Raw genomic sequence first — 19,243 nt, forward strand, 5'->3', positions numbered from 1 at the left:
CGCGCGGCGATTGTCGATGACATAGAGATAATGGCGGCGGATCGCGGAAAAGCGCGCTTCGAAATCGTCGTCAACCGCCCGCGCCGAAAGCACCGCGATCGGATCGGGCTTCAGATGCGCATTGATCGCGTCGCGCAGCCGGTCGACGCGCCAGTCGCGCGCGAGATCGATATGCGCCACTTGCCCGAGCGCATGCACGCCGGCGTCGGTGCGGCCCGCCCCATGCACGACGGCGCGCGCGCCGCCATTGATGGCGACGACGGCCTCTTCGAGGCGCTGCTGTACGGAAACGCCATTCGCCTGTCGCTGCCAGCCGACAAAAGGCGCGCCGTCATATTCGATGGTCAACGCGAAGCGTGGCACGGCGAATTGTTGGAGCCTGTTTCGAAATTATGAAGTCTCATAGAGGGAGGCGCAGTCACTTTACCTCTGCGGCGCTAGCAAACGCGAAACGCCCTCGACAAATTGGACGGCGATTTCGATAGCTTGTCCGGCTTCAGAAAGGCTAACGCCCACGTCGTCGCCAATGGCATAGTCGGCCGAGGCCTTCAGATTGTATGCGCGCGCCAAAAAAGCAGCAAAGCTCCTATCAATGCCCGGATCTTCCCTAGCGAGACGCGCGAATTCGCTGCGGGCGCCATGGTGACCACTCGGCTGGCCGGACCGCCCTGGTCCGCGCCCCGTTAACCGAAAAAGCTCGTAAATCCGGGCGATTCATCGGCGCGCCTTTACGATTGGGCGCCGGCGTGTTTAGGTCCGACATGGCCAGCGTTCTGCGTTTATTCGCCATCCTCGCCGCGGCTGTTCTGTTGACGGCCGCCCCTGCCGGCACCGCTGTGCGCATCAGAATCGACCTTGCAGCGCAAAGGCTCGAGGCGGTCACGCCGCAGGGCGAGACCGTGACCTGGAAAATCTCAAGCGGCCGCCGGGGTTACGAAACGCCCACGGGACATTACGGCGTCATGCGCATGGAGGCCGATCATCATTCCGACGAATATGAACAGGCGCCAATGCCCTACGCCATCTTCTTTTCACCGCGCGGCCTCGCCATCCACGGCAGCTACGAGCACGGTCTGGGCCGTCCGCTTTCCCATGGCTGCGTGCGGCTCGCGGTTCCCAACGCGCGACAGCTTTTCCAGTGGGTGGAAAAAGATGGAGCGACGATCGAAATCACCGGCGGCGGCGGCGCGATCGCCCGCGATGAGCCCGAGCGCCCGCGCCTGGCGCGCCAGCCGCGCTCCCAGCCGCGCCCCATGTACCGTCCCGATTATCAGGAGCCCGCATTCCCATCCAATATGGGAGACTTTCCCTTCTAACCACGCCTTCGCCTCTATTCGCCCCCGTTGCAACTTGGCAACAGTGTTCGACAGAATCGCGATGGACGCCTCGGCGCGTTTGCTGGGGTGCTTTTTAACGGGTAAAGCTCGGATTTCTGGCGCTTGTTGACGACCGAGCAGAGTAGAGCCATTGACGACATCCAAGACCCCCCTCCTCGACCGGATCGCCACCCCCGAAGATCTGCGCAAGCTGCGCCCCAGCGAACTCAAGCAGGTCGCTGACGATTTGCGCCACGAGACGATCGACGCCGTCTCGGTCACCGGCGGCCATTTGGGGGCTGGTCTCGGCGTGGTCGAGCTGACGGTCGCTCTGCATTATGTTTTCGACACGCCGCGCGACAAGCTGATCTGGGACGTCGGCCACCAGACTTATCCCCACAAAATCCTCACCGGCAGGCGCGACCGCATCCGAACGCTGCGCATGGGCGGCGGCCTTTCCGGCTTCACCAAGCGGGCCGAAAGCGAATATGACGCCTTCGGCGCCGGCCATTCCTCGACCTCGATTTCGGCCGGACTCGGCATGGCCGTGGCGCGGGATCTCGCCGGCGGCGACAATCACGTCGTGGCGGTGATCGGCGACAGTTCGATGTCCGCCGGCATGGCCTACGAGGCCTTGAACAACGCCGGAGCGCTGCGCTCCCGCTTGATCGTCATCCTGAATGACAATGACATGTCGATCGCCCCGCCGACGGGCGCGATGTCCGCCTATCTCGCCCGCCTCGTTTCCGGCGGCGCCTATCGCTCGATCCGGGAGGCGGCCAAACAGCTCGCCAGCCATTTGCCGCGCTTCATCTACGACAAGGCGCGCAAGGCCGAGGAGTTCTCGCGCAGCTTCATCACCGGCGGCACAATGTTCGAGGAACTCGGCTTCTACTATGTCGGGCCGATCGACGGGCACAATCTCGACCATCTGCTGCCCGTCCTCAAGAACGTGCGCGACAAGGACGACGGCCCGGTCCTCGTTCATGTCGTCACCCAGAAGGGCAAGGGTTTCGGACCGGCGGAGGAATCGGCCGACAAATGCCACGCCGTCAACAAATTCGACGTAGCGACCGGCATTCAGATCAAGCCCAAGGCCAATGCCCCGACCTATACGAATGTTTTCGCCAGGGCGCTGATCGCCGAAGCAGAACATGACGACAAGATCGTCGCGGTCACGGCGGCGATGCCATCGGGCACCGGCCTCGACATTTTCGGCAAGGCCTTTCCCCACCGCACCTTCGACGTGGCGATCGCCGAACAGCACGCCGTCACCTTCGCGGCCGGCCTCGCCTGCGAAGGCTACAAGCCGTTCTGCGCGCTCTACTCGACCTTCCTGCAGCGCGGCTACGATCAGGTCGTTCACGATGTGGCGATCCAGAACCTGCCGGTGCGCTTCGCCATGGACCGCGCCGGCCTCGTCGGCGCCGACGGGCCGACTCACGCCGGCGCTTTCGACCTCGCCTATCTCGGCTGCCTGCCGGGTTTCGTCATTATGGCCCCCGCTGACGAGGGCGAGCTGATGCATATGGTGGCGACGGCTTCGGCCTATGACGATGGCCCGATCGCCTTCCGCTATCCGCGTGGCGAGGGGCTGGGCATCGAATTGCCGGAGCGCGGCGACATTCTCGAAATCGGCAAGGGGCGCATCTTGCGCGAGGGCTCAAGGGTCGCGATTCTCTCGCTCGGCACACGGCTCGCCGATTCCTTGAAGGCGGCGGCGGAGCTTGAGAATTACGGAGTTTCGACGACCGTCGCCGACGCCCGCTTCGCCAAGCCCATCGATCGGGATTTGCTGCGCCGGCTTGCCGCCAACCACGAGGCGCTTATCGCCATCGAGGAAGGTGCGATCGGCGGCTTTGGCGCGCAGGTCTTCCAGGCGCTCTCCGAAGATGGGCTGCTGGACGGCGCGCGCGGCGCATTCAAGTTCCGCAGCATGACCCTGCCCGACGCCTATATCGACCACGACAAGCATGAGCTGATGATCGCCAGGGCGATGCTCGACAGCCAGGCGATCGTCTCCAAGGTTCTCGAGCTTTTGGGCGACGAAAAGGGCGCCGCGCGGGTGATGATCGCCTGAAGCGCGCGCACCGCGCTTGCGTGGAAGTCTCCCCAATAGAAATTTGCCGCTCCCGCGCGAGATCAGCGGCGCGCGCCAACCCTCTCCCCTGTGGGAGAGGTGAGCGCGCGGGATTTTTCATTTAGCATGCCGATGATTTTCTGCGTCTCCGCCTCCGACGCGCCATCGTCGCCCGGCGCCTATGTGCTTTGGCTGCAACTCGGCGCGCCGCTCGACGTTCGCATCGGAAAAATCTCGGCGACGCTTCCCGCGGGAGACTATCTTTATTGCGGCTCCGCCAAAGGTCCGGGCGGCCTGCGCGCCCGGCTCGCGCGACATATGCGGAAGAATAAGCGTGCGCATTGGCATGTCGATCAGCTCACCTTCGTGGCGAAGGCGCTCGGCGCCTTTGTCGAAGAAGGCGGCGACGAATGCGCGCTCAACGCCGCGCTCGACGATCTACCAGTCCCGATCGCCGGCTTCGGCAGTTCCGATTGCCGCCGCTGCGCCGCACATTTGCGATTCTGGCCGGAAGGCGCGGCGCTTCCTTCCCGGTGGGAAAATGCTAGGAAGGCGGCGAGATTCACCTAAGAGCGAGCCGCAGAGCGCGGCCCGAACTCTCTAGAGGCGCGGGCGACCGATTCCGCGGCCAAGCAGGCTTATGTCTAAAGACGAAAGCAAATCCAAAGTTGAAGCGCGGACGCCGCGCGGGCTTGCCGATCGCGAGGCCGGCGAACTCGCGGCCACCGGCCGGATGCTCGACGTGATCCGCCAAGTCTACGAGCTTTACGGGTTCGAGGCGCTGGAGACGCCGGCGATCGAATACACCGACGCGCTCGGCAAATTCCTGCCCGACCAGGACCGGCCGAACGAAGGCGTCTTTTCTTTTCAAGACGACGACGAACAATGGCTGTCGCTGCGCTATGACCTGACCGCGCCGCTGGCGCGTTTCGTCGCCCAGAATTTCGACCGGCTGCCCAAGCCTTACCGCTCCTATCGCGTCGGCCCGGTCTATCGCAACGAAAAGCCGGGGCCCGGGCGCTTTCGGCAATTCATGCAGTTCGACGCCGATACGGTCGGCTCCGCCTCGCCCGCCGCCGACGCCGAAATCTGCATGATGGCCGCTGACGCCATGGAGCGGCTGGGGATCGCGCGCGGCGATTACGTCATCAAGATCAACAGCCGCAAGGTTCTCGACGGCGTGATGCAATCGATCGGCCTTTCCGGCGAGGAGAACGCCGGGCGCCGCCTCGTCGTGCTACGCGCGATCGACAAGCTGGATCGCCTTGGTCCGGATGGCGTCCGGCAATTGCTCGCCGAGGGCCGCAAGGACGAAAGCGGCGATTTCACCAAAGGCGCCGGGCTCGATCTGCCGGCGATCGACACGATCCTCTCCTTCAGCCTGGGCGGACAATATCGGGACGGCGCGCCCGCCTTCGATCTCTTCGGTCTGCTCGGCAAAAGCGAGCTCGGCGCGCAGGGCGCCGAAGAGCTTCTGGAAATCGAGGATCTCGCCCGCGACGCCGGCTTCGGGCCGGATCGCATCCGCATCGACCCTTCCGTCGTGCGCGGCCTGGAATATTACACCGGCCCCGTCTTCGAGGCGGACCTCACCTTCGAGACCCGCGACGAGAAAGGACATCCGGTGCGTTTCGGCTCGGTCGGCGGCGGCGGCCGCTATGACGGGCTGGTCGGCCGTTTCAGGCCTGAGAACACGCCCGCGACCGGCTTTTCGATCGGCGTCTCGCGGCTCTTCGCGGCCCTGAAGCTGATCGGCAGCCCGATCGTCTCGGCGCGTCCGCATATCGGCCCCGTGGTGGTGCTGGTCCTCGATCGCGACAGGCTCGCCGACTATCAGCGGATGGCGGCGCAGCTGCGCAACGCCGGAGTAGCCGCCGAAGTCTATCTCGGCGCGGCGGGCATGAAGGCGCAGATGAAATACGCCGACCGGCGCAACAGCCCGCTCGCCATTATCCAGGGCTCGGACGAAAAGGCGCGCGGGGAGGTCACCATCAAGGACCTCGTCGCCGGCGCCAGGGCGGCCGCGAATATCGCAACGAACGAACAATGGAAGGCGCTTCGTCCCGCTCAGTTCGCCATCCCCGAAGCCGAACTCGTCGATCAGGTCAAAAAGGCGCTCGAAGAGCAAATTTAGCCTGCGGCGAAGCTCGTCATTGCCACGCGCGCCGGCGCGTATAGTTTTCGCGAAGGGATAGAGGAGCAAACCGATATGAATGGCGACACGCCCAGATCAATCGTTCATCCGACCGATCTCTCCTTTGCGAGCCTCGACGCCTTCGCGCATGCGCTGCGCATCGCCGTGGCCTGCAAGAGCATGTTGCACATTCTGCACATCGAGGCGCCCGAGACCGAGGAGGACGATTGGGATCGCTTTCCGCAGGTGCGCGAAATGCTGGCGCGCTGGAAGATGATCGCGCCGACCGCGACGCGGGCCGAAGCGGCCGAACAGCTTGGCGTCAAATTCGTCAAGGCCGCGGTCGAATCGGAATCGCCGGTGATGGGGGTTTCCGCCTATGCCGAGCGGCACCTGTGCGACCTTCTGGTGATGATGACGCGGCCACGCAGCGCGCTGGAACGCCTGTTCGAAGGGTCAATCGCGGAGGAGACCGCGCGCGAAACTCATGTGCCGGCGCTGTTCCTGCGCGAGGACCAGAAAGGTTTCGTCGATCGCGACACCGGCGCGGTGTCGCTCAACACCGTGCTGATGCCGGTCGAGGCGACGGTCTCGCCGCTCGACGCCTTCCGCCACGTCGCCGACATTTCCCGTTGTCTCAACCCGGCCGCCGACGTCATGATGCTGCATGTCGGAGACGAACTGCCGCTTTTCGAAGGGCTGCTGCCCCACATCGAGCTGCGTCGGGGGCCGGTGGTCGAGACCATTCTTGCCTACGCTGGGGAAATCAAGGCGGACCTGATCGCCATGCCGACGCGCGGCCGAAAGGGCCTGCTGGAGGCGCTCCGCGGATCGACGACCGAGCGCGTGCTGCATGAGGCGCCTTGTCCGCTGCTCGCCTCGCCGGTGAAATAAATCGCTGTCATTGCGAGGCGTTTGCAACGAAGCAATCCAGAGGCTGGATTGCTTCGTTTTCCCTCACCATGACGGGGCGCGGGCGTTACAGCGACCGCTGGAAATGCAGCACGCCGCCTTGCGCGCCTTTCAGGATCAGGTCGTCGCCCTTGGTGTCCCAATAGGGACCCGAGAGCAGGACCGCCCAATAGTCGCGTTCGACGGCCGCGAGCGGGCCTTCGCATTTCCGTTCGTTGATCGCCGGCATGGTGCGTGGTCCGAGCCGGTTGGGGCCGATGACGAAAATGCCCGACCAGTTCTTGCAGCCTGAAAAGCCGTTGGCGCGGCCTGTCGAGTCGATCGAAATCCACATCTCCACCGGCGGCGGTTTGCCGTTGATCTCCTTGAGCACGAAATTCTGGTTGTGCGGGAACGGTTGATAGCGGGGAATGCCGCCGGAGTCCTTGTTTTCGTCTTCCGGCTGCTTCTGCTCCGCCCCCTGAGGCGACTTTGCGCTCTTGGCGTCGGCTGGCGCAGCGGCGAGCGCAACGGCGCAGAGCGAGGCGGCTAAGGCGAGCAAAATCCTGTTCATCGCGTCAATCACCCTCCAAGTAAGGCGGCTGGCCGCGGCCCCCTCCGGCGCGCCGCGCAACGCCGCCTTATAGCATGCTCGGCAGGACGCGGTCAGGCGGGCGGTGGCCGTCCATGAAAGTTTTGATATTGATGATGACCTTCTCACCCATGTCGATGCGGCCTTCAATGGTCGCGGAGCCCATATGCGGCAGCAGCGTCACCTTGCCGGCCTTGGCGAGCTTCAACAATTTCGGCGAGACGGCGGGCTCATGCTCGAAGACGTCGAGGCCGGCGCCGGCCATCTCGTCGGCTTCCAACATGCGCACAAGAGCGTTCTCGTCGACAATTTCGCCGCGCGCGGTATTGACCATGATCGCGTGCGGACGCAGGTGCGAAAGCCGGCGCGCGGAGAGAAGATGATAGGTTGCCGGCGTGTGCGGGCAGTGGATCGAGACGATATCGACTCGCGCCAGCATCTGATCGAGCGACTCCCAGTAGGTCGCCTCCAATTGCTCTTCGATCTCGGCCGCGACGCGTCGGCGATTATGGTAATGGATCGACAGCCCGAAACTTTTGGCGCGACGCGCCAAGGCCTGGCCGATCCTGCCCATGCCGACGATGCCCAGTCTCTTGCCGGTGATCCGATGGCCGAGCATCCAGGTCGGCGACCAGCCCGGCCAGGAGCCGTCGGGAATCGCGTTCGCGCCTTCGACGAGACGGCGGGCCACCGAAAGGATCAGCGCCATCGTCATGTCGGCGGTGTCTTCGGTCAGAACGCCGGGCGTGTTGGTGACGGTAATCGAGCGGTCGAGCGCCGAGGCGACGTCGATATTGTCGACGCCATTGCCGAAATTGGCGATGAGCTTCATTTGCTCGCCGGCCTGAGCGATGAGATGGGAATCGATGCGATCGGTGATGGTGGGCACCAGCACGTCGGCGGTGCGCATGGCCTCGACGAGTTCGTCATGCGTGAGCGGCTTGTCGCTTTCGTTGAGGCGGGTGTCGAACAGCTCGCACATGCGGGTTTCGATCACCTCGGGCAGCCGGCGCGACACGACAACGAGCGGCTTCTTTTTCGGCATATCCCTGGTCCGCCTCCGCGTTTATGTTGTGTTGCAGCAGCGTTTCTGCGATTGCGACTACGATATTCACCGCTTGCCGGCGGCGGATGAAAAGGCGCCGGCGAGCTTCCCCGGCTTCAACCGGGTCTTAACGGCGGTCAGCGACAAAACCAATACGCGCCCGTTTAGCGGACGTATTCGACTTCCTAGCAGATGACGGGCCAAAGACAAGCGAGCGATCAGTCCACCATGTTGCGAATAAATGCAGAATTTGCGCCAATTTCGACGGCTTTTTCAGAGGCTTCGAAACTTTTCCAAAATCGTCCGCGCGGCGTCTTCGCGACGTTCGCGTCGGCTCTCCTTTCGGTGTTTTTTTGCGCAATGCACGCGCACGCGCTGGAGCCTCAGAAGGGCCCCGTCAGCGGTCTGCCATTGCCGCGCTACGTCAGCCTCAAATCCGATCGCGTGAATGTGCGCGAGGGGCCGAGCAAGGAACATCCGACCTTGTGGATCTACCAACGCGCCGCGCTGCCGGTCGAGGTCACCGCCGAATTCGAAACCTGGCGCAAGATTCGCGATTCCGAAGGCGTCGAAGGCTGGGTGCTGCATTCGCTGCTCTCTGGAAGGCGCACCGCCTTGGTCGCGCCGTGGAAAAAGGAGCCGCAACTGCTCGTCGCCGAAGACCATTCGACTCCGGTGGCGAAGCTCGGCCCCGGCGTCATCGGAAATTTGCGGGGCTGCGACGGCCAATGGTGCCGGATCGCCGGCAAGGGGTTCGACGGCTACATGCAACAGGAAAATCTCTGGGGCGTCTATCCGGGCGAGAAATTCGAATAGTCAGGCGGACGGTCCCGCCGGGAGACGGCTCTTGAGTTTCTCAAGCGCCGCGGCAATGTCGCCTCGACTGAAGGGCTTGGCGACCACCGGCGCATCGGCGTGCGCCTCGAGCACGCCCTGCTCGCCATAGCCGGTAACGAACGCGAAGGGTTTATGCCGGAGCTCCAGGACGCCGGGCAGCACATGCGCCTTCTGGCCGTTGAGGTTGATATCCAGAAAAGCGAGGTCGAAGTCTGCGCTGGTCGCCTTTTGCAAGGCGTCTTGCACATTGCCAGCGACGTCGATGATCTGCGCGCCGAGCTCTTCGAGGAACATCTCCAGCGCCATAGCGATGACCGCCTCGTCTTCCACGATCAGGACGCGCGGGGCGTTCATTTGAGCACGTCCGCGGCGAGAGGAATGTCCATCGTGCAGCGCAATCCTTCGGGCCGGAATTCGACCGCGACGCGAGCGCCCGCTTCGGACGCCAGCGTTTTCTCGATCAGGCGCATGCCAAATCCTTTAACCGACGGGGGCGAGATCGGCGATCCGTCGTATTCGCGCCAGACCAGATGGAGCTTAGGCGTTCGCCCTTCGGCGTCAATGCTCCACTCGACGGCGACCCGTCCGCTCGGCGCCGAAAGCGAGCCGTGTCTGACCGCGTTCGTGCACAATTCATGCAGCGTCATCGCCAGAGCCGACGCGGTGCGCGGGGAGACGTCGACCTGAGGCCCCGAAACGTCGAAATTCTCGCGGCCCGCCGGGGCGATGGCCGTTTGCACGAGTTCGAAGACCTGCGCCTTTGTCCAATTTTCGCGGGTCAGCACATCATGCACGGCGGCGAGCGCCAGCAGACGATTCTCAAAGAGCTCCACCGAATTCTGCTTCAGCTCGCGCAGCGAATGCAAAGCGATCGAGTGAACCGTCGCAAGCGTATTCTTGACGCGATGGTTGAGTTCGTGGATTAGAAGCTGCAGTCGTTCGCGATCGCGTTCCTGTTCGGTGACGTCGGTGTTGGTGCCAAACCATCCGACGACCGCGCCGTTCTCGCGCAACGGTTCGATGCGCGTCAGAAACGGCCGGTAAAGCCCGTCGGCGCCCCTGAGCGGAAAGATCATCTGGAAAAATTCGCCGTGCTGGATCGCATGCGTCCAGCGCTCCAACATCTTCGGCAGAACATCTGGATGATGGACGGATTGCCATCCCCATCCCGCCATCTGCTCGGGCGTCGTGCCGGTATATTCATACCAACGATCATTATACCAGAAGACCCAGCCGTCCGGATGCGCCATCCAGGCGAGGTTCGGCATGGAGTTGGCGAGCGCCTTGAACTGCGCATAGGTGATGTCCGATTCACTTTCGCTCGCAAGCTGCGACATTGCTTAAACACGCCCTCGATCCCGCCCTAAGCGGCCGGACCGCTTGGAGCCTTGCTGTCTGCTTACGATATAGGGCGGGCTTAGGCGCGGCGAAGACGCACGACGACATCTACGCGTGCGACGCGCAAGCCCTCGGGCGGCCGGGGAAGATCGGAGACCGACACACTCGCGCCGGCGATGTCATACAACTCCCCATCGTCTTCGAGCAGGAAATGATGGTGGTCGGCCGTGTTGGTGTCGAAATACACCCGCGCCCCGTCGACGGCGATCTCCCGAAGCAGGCCCGCCTGGGTGAACTGGTGGAGCGCATTATATACGGTCGCAAGCGAGACCGAGAGATTGGTCGCGAGGGCCTCTTCATAAAGCCGCTCCGCGGTCACATGACGATCGTCGCCCTGACCGAACAGCAGTTCGCCCAGCGCCAGCCGCTGGCGCGTCGGCCGCAGCCCGGCGTCGGCCAGCAGCTCGGCGACCGGCTTGCGCGGCGACGAGGCGGGCGGAGCGATCGGCGTTGGGTCAGCGTCCATTACGGCGGCTCGCGTCTTTCTACTCGCGGATTTCCTTTTGGCATCATAGGGGGAATGGCGGGAAATTCAACGCCGCTCGGCTGTTGCGGCCGGTTCGCCGCGACGCTTTCGGCCCGGGCGAGGCTATGTTACGGATCGCTTCGCCCAAGCGCGGCGCCGCTGCCGGCGACGATAAAGATAAGGGCGCGCCTTAGGGCGCTCAGGGAGAATGGGCCTTTCAAAGGCTGCAACGCGAGGAACAAGGAACGATGGGCGAAAGGCGCTCCTCATTCGGCTACGAGGATTTACTGGCGTGCGGCGAAGAAAGGCTGTTCGGCCCCGGCAATGCGCAGCTGCCGCTGCCGCCGATGCTGATGTTCGACCGCATCACCGAGATTTTCGAAGAAGGCGGCGAGCACGGCAAGGGCTATATGCGCGCCGAACTCGACGTCAAGCCAAGCCTCTGGTTCTTCGACTGTCATTTTAAGGGCAATCCCGTAATGCCCGGCTGCCTTGGCCTCGACGCGTTGTGGCAGATGGTCGGCTTCTATCTTGCCTGGCTCGACAATCCCGGGCGGGGCATGGCGCTGGGGGTCGGCGAGGTAAAATTCAGCGGCCAAGTGCGCCCCACCGTGAAGAAGGTGACCTACGGCATCGACTTCAAGCGCGTCTTCAAGGGTAAGCTTGTGCTCGGCATCGCTGATGGCTGGGTCGCGGCGGACGGCGAACGCATCTACGAGGCGAAGGATCTGAAGGTTGGACTCGCCAAGGCCGAAGCGCCGGCCGCCGCCTGAAGCGCACAGAAAGGCGCGGGAAAGCGCCGCCAAGGAGTTGGACAATGAGACGAGTCGTCGTCACCGGCATGGGCATTGTGTCGTCGATCGGCAACACAACCCAGGAAGTCGTCGCATCTTTGCGCGAGGCGAAGTCCGGCGTGGTTCGCGCCGAGAAATACGCCGAACTTGGCTTCCGCTCGCAGGTCCACGGACTGCCGTCGCTGGATCCGTCGACGATCGTCGACCGCCGCGCCATGCGCTTCCATGCGACCGGCACGGCCTGGAACCATGTCGCCATGGATCAGGCGATCACCGACGCCGGCCTGACCGAGGCGGAAATCTCCAATGAGCGCACCGGCATTATCATGGGGTCCGGCGGACCCTCGACCCACACGCTTGTCGAAGCTGCGGACATCACCCGCACCAAAGGACCCAAGCGCGTCGGTCCCTTCGCCGTGCCGAAATGCATGTCGTCGACGGCCTCGGCGACCCTCGCCGTCTGGTTCAAGATCAAGGGCGTCAATTATTCGATCTCATCGGCCTGCGCCACGTCCAATCACTGCATCGGCAACGCCTACGAACTGATCCAGTATGGCAAGCAGGACATGATCTTCGCGGGCGGCTGCGAGGAGTTGGAGTGGGAGCTCTCGGTCCTTTTCGACGCCATGGGCGCGATGTCATCCTCCTATAATGATCGTCCGGCGACGGCCTCGCGCGCCTACGACAAGAATCGTGACGGATTCGTCATCGCCGGCGGCGCTGGCGTGCTGGTGCTGGAAGAGTTCGAACACGCCAAGGCGCGCGGCGCAAAAATCTACGCCGAGGTCGCCGGCTATGGCGCGACATCGGACGGTTACGACATGGTGGCGCCGTCCGGCGAAGGCGCGGTGCGCTGCATGCGCCAGGCGCTTGCGACGGTGAAATGCCCGATCGACTACATCAATCCGCACGCCACCGCGACTCCGGTCGGCGACGCCAAGGAAATCGAAGCGCTGCGCGAAGTGTTCGGCGTCGGCGACAAATGTCCGCCGATCGCCGCGACAAAGTCCCTGACGGGACATTCGCTTGGCGCGACCGGCGTGCAGGAGGCGATCTATTCCCTGTTGATGATGCAGAACGGCTTCATCTGCGAGAGCGCCAATATCGAGGAGCTCGACCCGGATTTCGCCGACATGCCGATCCTGCGCGAGCGGCGCGACAATGTGAAGCTCGGCGCGGTGTTGTCCAATTCCTTCGGCTTCGGCGGCACCAATGCGACATTGGCGTTCAAGCATCCCGACGCGTGACGCCGGACGCACAAGCACGTCATGGCCGGGCTTGTCCCGGCCATGACGTTCGTAGCGATCCGCGTTTTTTTATCTCTCCTGGAATGACAATCACAAGATGACAGTTTCAACCGGTCTCATGCAAGGTAAGCGCGGGCTCGTCATGGGCGTCGCCAATGATCATTCTATCGCCTACGGAATTGCCCGCGTTCTTGCGCGCCACGGCGCGACGCTCGCCTTCACCTATCAAGGCGAAGGTCTCGGCAAACGGGTCAAGCCGCTCGCTCAGGAGCTTGGGTCGAGTCTCGTTCTGCCTTGCGACGTCGAGGATATTTCGACCGTCGATGACGTCTTCGCCCGTCTCGAACATGAGTGGGGCGAAATGGACTTTCTGGTCCATTCCATCGCCTATTCCGACAAGAGCGAATTAAAGGGGCTTTACGCCGAGACTTCGCGCGAGAATTTCATTCGCACGCTGGTGATTTCCTGTTTCTCCTTTACGGAAGCCGCGCAGCGCGCCGCCTCACTCATGAAGAAGGGCGGGTCGCTGCTGACGGTGAGTTTCGGCGGCGGCACCCATGTCATGCCCAATTACAATGTGATGGGCGTGGCGAAAGCCGCGCTCGATTCATCGGTGCGCTATCTTGCCGCCGATTTCGGCGCTCGCGGCGTTCGCGTCAACGCGCTCTCGCCAGGGCCGGTGCGCACCATGGCAGGCGCCGGGATCACGGGCGCGCGCGCGATGGGCGCGTTCCAGAAGAAACATTGTCCATTGCGTCGAATGATCACGCTAGATGAAATCGGCGGCTCGGCGCTCTATTTCCTATCGGAGCTTTCGGGCGGCGTCACCGGCGAAGTCCATCTCGTCGACGCCGGCTACAACATTATGTTGCAGCCGCGTCCGGAAGATCTCAACGGCGAGGAGTGAGCGAATGAGGTTTGCGTTGCCCTTGGCTCTGACCCTCATTGCGGCGCCGGCGATGGCGGCGAGCGCCGATCCGACGACCGGCGAGCAAATCGCCAAAACCGAATGCGCGTCATGCCACGCGATCGGGACCAGCGCCGAGGCCAAGAGCCCCGATCCGAAAGCGCCGCGCTTCGTTGACGTGGCCAAGATGCCGTCGACGACCGAATTGTCCCTCAAAGTGTTCCTGCGCTCGTCGCACCGGAACATGCCGAATTTCATTCTCGCGCGCGAAGAGATCGATTCGATTGCGAGCTATATTTTGGGGCTTGGCGGCAAATAGCCGCCAAGTCGAATGCGGGCGACTGCTACGCGGCCATCTTGCGTCCCGACATCCTGCGACATTCCTCGGCGCAGCGGCGACACTCGTCGGCGCATTCCTTCATGTCCGGGATCGGATCGCATTCCTTGGCGCAGGTTTCGCAAGCTTCGGCGCAAAGCGCGCACATCTGCTTCGCTTGCGGCGAATTCATCAGCATCATATGCGCGCTGTCGCGGCACGTCTCGGCGCAGCCGATCATCGCCCGGAAATGTTTGGGCTTCACATGCTCGCCGCCCTGCTCAAGGCAATGGGTCATCGCCATGCCGAAACACATCTGATAGCAGCTCAAGCAGGCGTCGATGCAGGCCTGCATTTCCTTCGAGATCATGTGCATGATGGGTTCCTTTGGGTTTCCTGTTGAAGGGTTTCCGGCTCACGCCGCCTCGCTCGCAGGCAGCTAGATCGCGCGCCTCGCAGGTCAAGGTTTTGCCGGTCGAAAGGCGGTGGGGCTTGACGTTGACGCGCGCTGCGCCAAGCTCTTAGGAAGCTCGAACGTCTCCGTCTCGCGCTCCAGTCATCGCCATGACATGATTGAGGGATTGAAACGAACGAGGCGTGAAGCGATGAGAAAAACGAACGTCAAACGAAGTGATGATTGCGAGGACTGTCCATTGAACGCTCCAAGAACCTGGCGGCGGCCGGCGCGGGGGCAGCGTGACTCAGCAGGATAACGAACTGGTGCAAGCGGCTGCGCCGGGACTGCCAGTTGTGAGGGCACGAGAAAGCGCTGGATATTTTGAGTCGCTTCGCGACCGGCTGCCCAAAGGGGCATTGAGCGCGCTCGGCGTCGCGGCCAGTCTCGCGGTCTTTGCGCTCGCCGCTTACATTCTCGGAAAGACGCTTTCGAACCTGAGCTACGCCGATCTGCTGAACGCCTTTCGTGCGACGAGCGCCACGCAAATTCTCGCCGCGCTGGCGCTCTCCACGCTCTCTTATCTCTTCCTGACGGGCTATGACGTCGTCGCTCTCCGTCACCTGCGCGCCCACGCGCCTTACAGAGTGGCCGCGCTCGCGTCTTTTGCGAGCTACGCCATTTCTTTCAATCTCGGATTTCCCGTCATCACCAGTGCGGCCGTCCGCTATTGGATCTATTCGCGCGTGGCGCTGAGCGCGCTGCAGGTCGCCAACATCACTGTGTTCGCCGGAGTCACCTTCTGGCTCGGCATGACGCTGATGATGGGCGGAGGCTTCGTTTATGGTGCGAGCGCTCTCGCCGCGATCGACGGAGCGCCCCCCATCCTTCACATCATTGTGGGCGTGTTGATCCTCTCCGGCGTGCTGTTCTATTTCGGCTGGGTGACTGTCGAGCGCCGCAGCATCAAGCTTCGCGGGCACTCTCTTGATCTGCCGGGCTTCGTCCCGACTGCGGCGCAGTTCGCGCTCGGCGTCGCTGATCTATGCTGCGCCTCGGGCGCGCTTTATGTGCTGCTTCCCGCGGGCGTTCCGCTGGACTTCGTGCCATTCGTGGCGGTCTATGTCGTCGCCTGCATTCTCGGCGTGATCAGCCATGCGCCGGGAGGCATCGGCGTCTTTGAAGCGACCATGCTGCACGCCATTCCTGCCGCTTCGCAGGAAAGCGTTCTGGCGTCGCTGCTGCTGTTTCGCATGGTCTATTATTTCATCCCGTTCGTCGTCGCGCTCGCGCTTCTGGGCGCTGACGAAGGCGCGCGCCGCTGGACGACCTTGCGCGAGGCGATCGCGCGTATTCTGGAGGAGCGCTCGAATTGACCGGTGCCGGGCCAGTCGCCATGACCCTATTGGTTCAGCAACGCAGATGGCGCGATCAGGCGATGGCTCTCCTGGCGCCGGTGATCAATGCGCTTCCGGAACCGATTTTCGTCATCGACTCGGAAACGCATGTCGTCGCGGTAAACGCGGCGGCGCAGAGTCTCTCGCCCGCGATTCGGCTGAATGAACCGCTTTCCCGCGGTCTTCGCTCTCCCGACATGCTCGACGCCGTCGCCCGCGTTCTCGGCGGCGGCGAGGCCGAGAAGACCGTCTGGGTCGAGCGCCTGCCGGTGGAATGCTGGTTCGAGGCCCATATCGCGCCGATGCAGATCGAAGGCTTCGAGCCCGCCGCCATGGTGAGCCTGCGCGATCTCACCGAATCCCGGCGCGTCGAGCGCATGCGCGTCGACTTCGTGGCGAACGCCAGCCATGAGCTGCGCACGCCTCTCGCCTCGCTGCTCGGATTTGTCGAGACGCTGCAAGGACCAGCGCGCGAGGACAGCGAAACGCGCGACAAATTCCTCGCCATCATGCGCGAGCAGGCGCAGCGAATGGCGCGGCTGGTCGACGATCTTCTGTCGCTGTCGCGCATCGAGCAGCACATGCATCTTCGGCCCGCGACGCCTGTCGATCTGACGCTGCTCGTCGCCCATATCGTCGATACGCTGTCGCAAATGGCCGAGGACAGGGGCGTCGCCATCAATCTCGATCTGCAACCGAACGTGATTGCGCCGGGCGATCGTGACGAACTTGCCCGCGTCATCGAGAATCTCGTCGAAAACGCCTTGAAATATGGATGCGCCGAGACCGGCGCCTGCAAACCCATCGACATTTCGCTCGTCCGCAAGGGCGCGCTCGTGGTTCTGTCGGTGCGCGACTACGGCGCCGGAGTCGCGCCGGAGCATATTCCGCGCCTGACGGAGCGCTTCTATCGCGTCGATGCGGGCAAGAGCCGCGCCAAGGGCGGCACCGGATTGGGGCTCGCCATCGTCAAGCATATCGTGCTGCGCCATCGCGGTCGGCTCGCGATCGAGTCCGCTCTCGGCGAAGGAACGCTGTTTCGCGTCATTCTGCCGGGAAGCGAGGCGACGTGAATTCATTTAAGCATATGATATTTTAGTAACATCATTGTCATACGACTGTAATCTTATTGTCACAAAAACCTATTGTCGGACCGATAGGTTCTCGCACGCGATGACGCGGGGGCGCATCGCAAATCCGTTCTCGAGCAAAAGAGACCTTCAAATGATCTCGACGATTTTCAAGCGCGGCGCTGGCGCAGCGCTGGCTCTCGCCGTCATGGCTGGGGCGGCAAGCGCGCTGGACATTTCCGGCGCCGGCGCCACCTTCCCCTATCCGATCTACGCCAAATGGGCCGAGGCATATAAGAAAGAGACCGGCAACGGGCTGAACTACCAGTCGATCGGTTCGGGCGGCGGCATCAAGCAGATCAAGGCGCGCACGGTCACTTTCGGCGCTTCCGACCAGCCGCTCAAGGCTGACGACCTCCAGTCTGCCGGCCTTAGTCAGTGGCCCCAGGTGATCGGCGGCATCGTGCCGGTGGTCAATTTGGAAGGCGTGAAGGGCGGCGAGCTTACGCTCGACGGCGATACGCTCGCCAAGATTTTCCTTGGCGAAATCACCAAATGGGACGACGCGCCGATCAAGAAGCTCAACCCGAAGGCGAAGCTGACGTCGGCGCCGATCGTCGTGGTCCATCGTTCGGACGGATCGGGCACGACCTTCAACTTCACCAATTATCTGTCGAAGGTTTCGCCGGACTGGAAGTCGAAAGTCGGCGAGAACGCCTCGGTCGAGTGGCCGGTCGGCATCGGCGCGAAGGGCAATGAAGGCGTCGCTAACAACGTCGCCAACACCAAGGGCGCGATCGGCTACGTCGAATACGCCTACGCCAAGCAAAATCAGCTGACCTTTACGAAGATGTTGAACAAGGACGGCAAGGTGGTCGCGCCGAACATGGAGTCCTTCCAGGCGGCAGCGGCCGGCGCCGACTGGGCCCACGCCAATGGATTCTATGAAATCCTGACCAATGAGCCGGGCGCAAAAGCCTGGCCGATTACGGCGGCGACCTTTATCCTGCTTCCCAAGGAGCCAAAGGACGACGCCGCTGCGGCCGAGGCGCTCAAATTCTTCTCCTGGGCTTTCGCGCATGGCGGCAAAATGGCCGAAGAGCTCGACTACATTCCGATGCCGAAAGCCGTCGTCGAACTCGTGAAGAAGAGCTGGGTCGATATCAAAGCGACCGATGGCAAGCCGCTGTCTCACTGACTCGGCATGATCCGCGCGCTTAAAAATCTCGACGGCCGCTCGCGGCGGCCGTCGGCGGAAATTGGGCCGCCATCGCAGAGGCGGCGGGAGTTGAGCGGATGTTCTCGATCGAGCCGAGCCGGCGAAGCGCGAACGGAGCCGGCGGGGAGGCGGGTTCGGAAATGTCGGAAGTAGTCTTGCAGCAGGCGGCGGCGCAGTCAGCTGTCGCCGATCGATCGCGCGCCCTCGGCAGGATGGCGCTTGTCGACCGGATTTTCCGCGAGGCGACGCGCGCCGCGGCCGTGATCGTTCTGGTGATCCTCGGCGGCGTCATCGTTTCGCTCGTCTACGGCTCGTGGCCGGCGATCAGGGCCTTCGGTTTTGGCTTCTTCGTCTCGCAGTCGTGGAATCCGGTCACCGAGAATTTCGGCGCGCTTCCGGCGATCTACGGCACGATCATGACCTCGACCATCGCCATGCTGATCGCCGTTCCCGTTGGACTCGGCATTGCGGTCTTCCTCACCGAGCTTTGCCCCTATGTTCTGCGCCGGCCGATCGGCACGGCGATCGAACTTCTGGCCGGCATCCCGTCGATCATCTACGGTATTTGGGGCCTCTTCGTGCTGGCCCCGTTTCTCCAGTCGCATGTGCAGCCGGCGCTGATTGCGGCCTTCGGCGACATTCCGGTGTTCTCGACGCTCTTCGCGGGCCCGCCTTACGGCATCGGCATGCTGACGGCGGGCTTCATTCTCGCGATCATGGTGCTGCCCTTCGTCGCTTCGATCTCCCGCGACGTTTTCGAGACGGTCCCACCGGTGTTGAAGGAAGCTGCGACCGGAATCGGCTGCACGACTTGGGAAGTGATGCGCTATGTCGTAATGCCGTATACGCGCGTCGGCGTGATCGGCGGCGTCATGCTCGGGCTCGGTCGAGCGCTTGGCGAAACGATGGCGGTCACTTTCGTCATCGGCAACGCGCATAAGATTTCCGGGTCTCTGCTCGCGCCCGGAACGACGATTTCGGCGACCATCGCCAATGAATTCACCGAGGCGGTCGGCGATCTCTATACGTCGGCGCTGATCGAACTGGGACTCATCCTCTTCCTCATCACCTTCATCGTCCTTGCGATCGCGCGGTATATGCTCATGCGCATCGAGCAGAGATCAGCGTAAGGGAAACCCT

At 62.9% G+C, this 19,243-nt stretch carries 20 protein-coding genes and 1 pseudogene; 14 read left to right on the forward strand and 7 right to left on the reverse strand.

The window, feature by feature from the left end:
- Positions 1-363, reverse strand: a pseudogene (locus QZ964_RS00285) (tRNA pseudouridine(38-40) synthase TruA); the annotation flags it as partial.
- A 383-nt stretch (positions 364-746) separates the two neighbouring features.
- Here QZ964_RS00285 and QZ964_RS00290 point away from each other — a divergent pair.
- From QZ964_RS00290 to QZ964_RS00310, 5 genes are all read left to right on the forward strand, one after another.
- Positions 747-1,316: a L,D-transpeptidase gene (locus tag QZ964_RS00290; RefSeq protein ID WP_292527830.1), complete on the forward strand. Its 570-nt coding sequence runs from the start codon at positions 747-749 to the stop codon at positions 1,314-1,316.
- A 151-nt stretch (positions 1,317-1,467) separates the two neighbouring features.
- Positions 1,468-3,396 (forward strand): 1-deoxy-D-xylulose-5-phosphate synthase, encoded by a 1,929-nt coding sequence (gene dxs, locus QZ964_RS00295; RefSeq protein ID WP_292527831.1) that lies wholly within the window; start codon positions 1,468-1,470, stop codon positions 3,394-3,396.
- Positions 3,397-3,522: 126 nt separating this feature from the next.
- Entirely contained in the window at positions 3,523-3,966 is a 444-nt protein-coding gene (locus QZ964_RS00300) for a DUF123 domain-containing protein (protein ID WP_292527833.1), read from the forward strand.
- 70 nt (positions 3,967-4,036) lie between these two features.
- Entirely contained in the window at positions 4,037-5,530 is a 1,494-nt protein-coding gene (hisS, locus tag QZ964_RS00305; protein WP_292527835.1) for a histidine--tRNA ligase, read from the forward strand.
- Positions 5,531-5,605: 75 nt separating this feature from the next.
- The gene (locus QZ964_RS00310) at positions 5,606-6,424 is read left to right on the forward strand and encodes a universal stress protein (RefSeq protein WP_292527836.1); all 819 of its coding nucleotides are present in this window, start codon (positions 5,606-5,608) and stop codon (positions 6,422-6,424) included.
- An 85-nt stretch (positions 6,425-6,509) separates the two neighbouring features.
- On the opposite strand, the gene QZ964_RS00315 is transcribed toward QZ964_RS00310, so the two are convergent.
- The gene (locus tag QZ964_RS00315) at positions 6,510-6,995 is read right to left on the reverse strand and encodes an META domain-containing protein (RefSeq protein ID WP_292527838.1); all 486 of its coding nucleotides are present in this window, start codon (positions 6,993-6,995) and stop codon (positions 6,510-6,512) included.
- A gap of 67 nt (positions 6,996-7,062) precedes the next feature.
- Entirely contained in the window at positions 7,063-8,058 is a 996-nt protein-coding gene (locus tag QZ964_RS00320; RefSeq protein WP_292527839.1) for a D-glycerate dehydrogenase, read from the reverse strand.
- Between the two features lie 360 nt (positions 8,059-8,418).
- On the opposite strand from QZ964_RS00320, the gene QZ964_RS00325 reads away from it, so the two are divergent.
- Positions 8,419-8,874, forward strand: coding sequence for an SH3 domain-containing protein (locus tag QZ964_RS00325; RefSeq protein WP_292527840.1), 456 nt, complete (start codon positions 8,419-8,421; stop codon positions 8,872-8,874).
- On the opposite strand, the gene QZ964_RS00330 is transcribed toward QZ964_RS00325, so the two are convergent.
- The 3 genes from QZ964_RS00330 to irrA form a co-directional block, all read right to left on the reverse strand.
- On the reverse strand, positions 8,875-9,249 hold the full coding sequence (locus QZ964_RS00330) for a response regulator (protein ID WP_292527842.1): 375 nt from the start codon (positions 9,247-9,249) through the stop codon (positions 8,875-8,877).
- Entirely contained in the window at positions 9,246-10,232 is a 987-nt protein-coding gene (locus QZ964_RS00335) for an HWE histidine kinase domain-containing protein (protein WP_292527844.1), read from the reverse strand. Before QZ964_RS00335 ends, QZ964_RS00330 begins: the two co-directional genes overlap by 4 nt.
- A gap of 80 nt (positions 10,233-10,312) precedes the next feature.
- On the reverse strand, positions 10,313-10,759 hold the full coding sequence (gene irrA, locus QZ964_RS00340; RefSeq protein WP_292527846.1) for an iron response transcriptional regulator IrrA: 447 nt from the start codon (positions 10,757-10,759) through the stop codon (positions 10,313-10,315).
- Positions 10,760-11,007: 248 nt separating this feature from the next.
- Between irrA and fabA the strand changes: the two genes are divergently transcribed.
- The 4 genes from fabA to QZ964_RS00360 all read left to right on the forward strand — a co-directional run bounded on the left by fabA (position 11,008) and on the right by QZ964_RS00360 (position 14,026).
- Positions 11,008-11,532 carry a 3-hydroxyacyl-[acyl-carrier-protein] dehydratase FabA gene (fabA, locus tag QZ964_RS00345; protein WP_292527847.1) on the forward strand — a complete coding sequence of 175 codons (525 nt, stop codon included), beginning with the start codon at positions 11,008-11,010 and terminating at the stop codon, positions 11,530-11,532.
- A gap of 44 nt (positions 11,533-11,576) precedes the next feature.
- Positions 11,577-12,800 (forward strand): beta-ketoacyl-ACP synthase I, encoded by a 1,224-nt coding sequence (gene fabB / locus QZ964_RS00350; RefSeq protein WP_292527848.1) that lies wholly within the window; start codon positions 11,577-11,579, stop codon positions 12,798-12,800.
- Between the two features lie 97 nt (positions 12,801-12,897).
- Positions 12,898-13,707: an enoyl-ACP reductase FabI gene (fabI, locus tag QZ964_RS00355; protein WP_292527849.1), complete on the forward strand. Its 810-nt coding sequence runs from the start codon at positions 12,898-12,900 to the stop codon at positions 13,705-13,707.
- Between the two features lie 4 nt (positions 13,708-13,711).
- The gene (locus tag QZ964_RS00360) at positions 13,712-14,026 is read left to right on the forward strand and encodes a cytochrome c (protein ID WP_292527851.1); all 315 of its coding nucleotides are present in this window, start codon (positions 13,712-13,714) and stop codon (positions 14,024-14,026) included.
- Positions 14,027-14,051: 25 nt separating this feature from the next.
- On the opposite strand, the gene QZ964_RS00365 is transcribed toward QZ964_RS00360, so the two are convergent.
- Positions 14,052-14,399, reverse strand: coding sequence for a four-helix bundle copper-binding protein (locus QZ964_RS00365; protein ID WP_292527853.1), 348 nt, complete (start codon positions 14,397-14,399; stop codon positions 14,052-14,054).
- Between the two features lie 320 nt (positions 14,400-14,719).
- Between QZ964_RS00365 and QZ964_RS00370 the strand changes: the two genes are divergently transcribed.
- The 4 genes from QZ964_RS00370 (at position 14,720) to pstC (ending at position 19,233) form a co-directional block, all read left to right on the forward strand.
- Complete coding sequence (locus QZ964_RS00370) at positions 14,720-15,793, forward strand: lysylphosphatidylglycerol synthase domain-containing protein (RefSeq protein WP_292527854.1); 1,074 nt, start codon at positions 14,720-14,722, stop codon at positions 15,791-15,793.
- Positions 15,794-15,813: 20 nt separating this feature from the next.
- Positions 15,814-16,887 carry an ATP-binding protein gene (locus QZ964_RS00375; protein WP_292527856.1) on the forward strand — a complete coding sequence of 358 codons (1,074 nt, stop codon included), beginning with the start codon at positions 15,814-15,816 and terminating at the stop codon, positions 16,885-16,887.
- Positions 16,888-17,038: 151 nt separating this feature from the next.
- Complete coding sequence (pstS, locus tag QZ964_RS00380; RefSeq protein WP_292527857.1) at positions 17,039-18,082, forward strand: phosphate ABC transporter substrate-binding protein PstS; 1,044 nt, start codon at positions 17,039-17,041, stop codon at positions 18,080-18,082.
- 233 nt (positions 18,083-18,315) lie between these two features.
- Complete coding sequence (gene pstC / locus QZ964_RS00385; RefSeq protein ID WP_292527955.1) at positions 18,316-19,233, forward strand: phosphate ABC transporter permease subunit PstC; 918 nt, start codon at positions 18,316-18,318, stop codon at positions 19,231-19,233.
- Positions 19,234-19,243: the final 10 nt, after the last annotated feature.

Origin of the sequence: Methylocystis sp., from assembly GCF_021731785.1 — a bacterium.
Classification (GTDB): domain Bacteria; phylum Pseudomonadota; class Alphaproteobacteria; order Rhizobiales; family Beijerinckiaceae; genus Methylocystis.

Coding starts and splice junctions, on each gene's coding strand:
- QZ964_RS00300 (WP_292527833.1), top strand. CDS start 3,523: ATGCCGATGATTTTCTGCGTCTCCGCCTCCGACGCGCCATCGTCGCCC.
- hisS (WP_292527835.1), top strand. CDS start 4,037: ATGTCTAAAGACGAAAGCAAATCCAAAGTTGAAGCGCGGACGCCGCGC.
- QZ964_RS00310 (WP_292527836.1), top strand. CDS start 5,606: ATGAATGGCGACACGCCCAGATCAATCGTTCATCCGACCGATCTCTCC.
- QZ964_RS00315 (WP_292527838.1), bottom strand. CDS start 6,995: ATGAACAGGATTTTGCTCGCCTTAGCCGCCTCGCTCTGCGCCGTTGCG.
- QZ964_RS00320 (WP_292527839.1), bottom strand. CDS start 8,058: ATGCCGAAAAAGAAGCCGCTCGTTGTCGTGTCGCGCCGGCTGCCCGAG.
- QZ964_RS00325 (WP_292527840.1), top strand. CDS start 8,419: ATGCACGCGCACGCGCTGGAGCCTCAGAAGGGCCCCGTCAGCGGTCTG.
- QZ964_RS00330 (WP_292527842.1), bottom strand. CDS start 9,249: ATGAACGCCCCGCGCGTCCTGATCGTGGAAGACGAGGCGGTCATCGCT.
- QZ964_RS00335 (WP_292527844.1), bottom strand. CDS start 10,232: ATGTCGCAGCTTGCGAGCGAAAGTGAATCGGACATCACCTATGCGCAG.
- irrA (WP_292527846.1), bottom strand. CDS start 10,759: ATGGACGCTGACCCAACGCCGATCGCTCCGCCCGCCTCGTCGCCGCGC.
- fabA (WP_292527847.1), top strand. CDS start 11,008: ATGGGCGAAAGGCGCTCCTCATTCGGCTACGAGGATTTACTGGCGTGC.
- fabB (WP_292527848.1), top strand. CDS start 11,577: ATGAGACGAGTCGTCGTCACCGGCATGGGCATTGTGTCGTCGATCGGC.
- fabI (WP_292527849.1), top strand. CDS start 12,898: ATGACAGTTTCAACCGGTCTCATGCAAGGTAAGCGCGGGCTCGTCATG.
- QZ964_RS00360 (WP_292527851.1), top strand. CDS start 13,712: ATGAGGTTTGCGTTGCCCTTGGCTCTGACCCTCATTGCGGCGCCGGCG.
- QZ964_RS00365 (WP_292527853.1), bottom strand. CDS start 14,399: ATGCACATGATCTCGAAGGAAATGCAGGCCTGCATCGACGCCTGCTTG.
- QZ964_RS00375 (WP_292527856.1), top strand. CDS start 15,814: ATGACCCTATTGGTTCAGCAACGCAGATGGCGCGATCAGGCGATGGCT.
- pstS (WP_292527857.1), top strand. CDS start 17,039: ATGATCTCGACGATTTTCAAGCGCGGCGCTGGCGCAGCGCTGGCTCTC.
- pstC (WP_292527955.1), top strand. CDS start 18,316: ATGGCGCTTGTCGACCGGATTTTCCGCGAGGCGACGCGCGCCGCGGCC.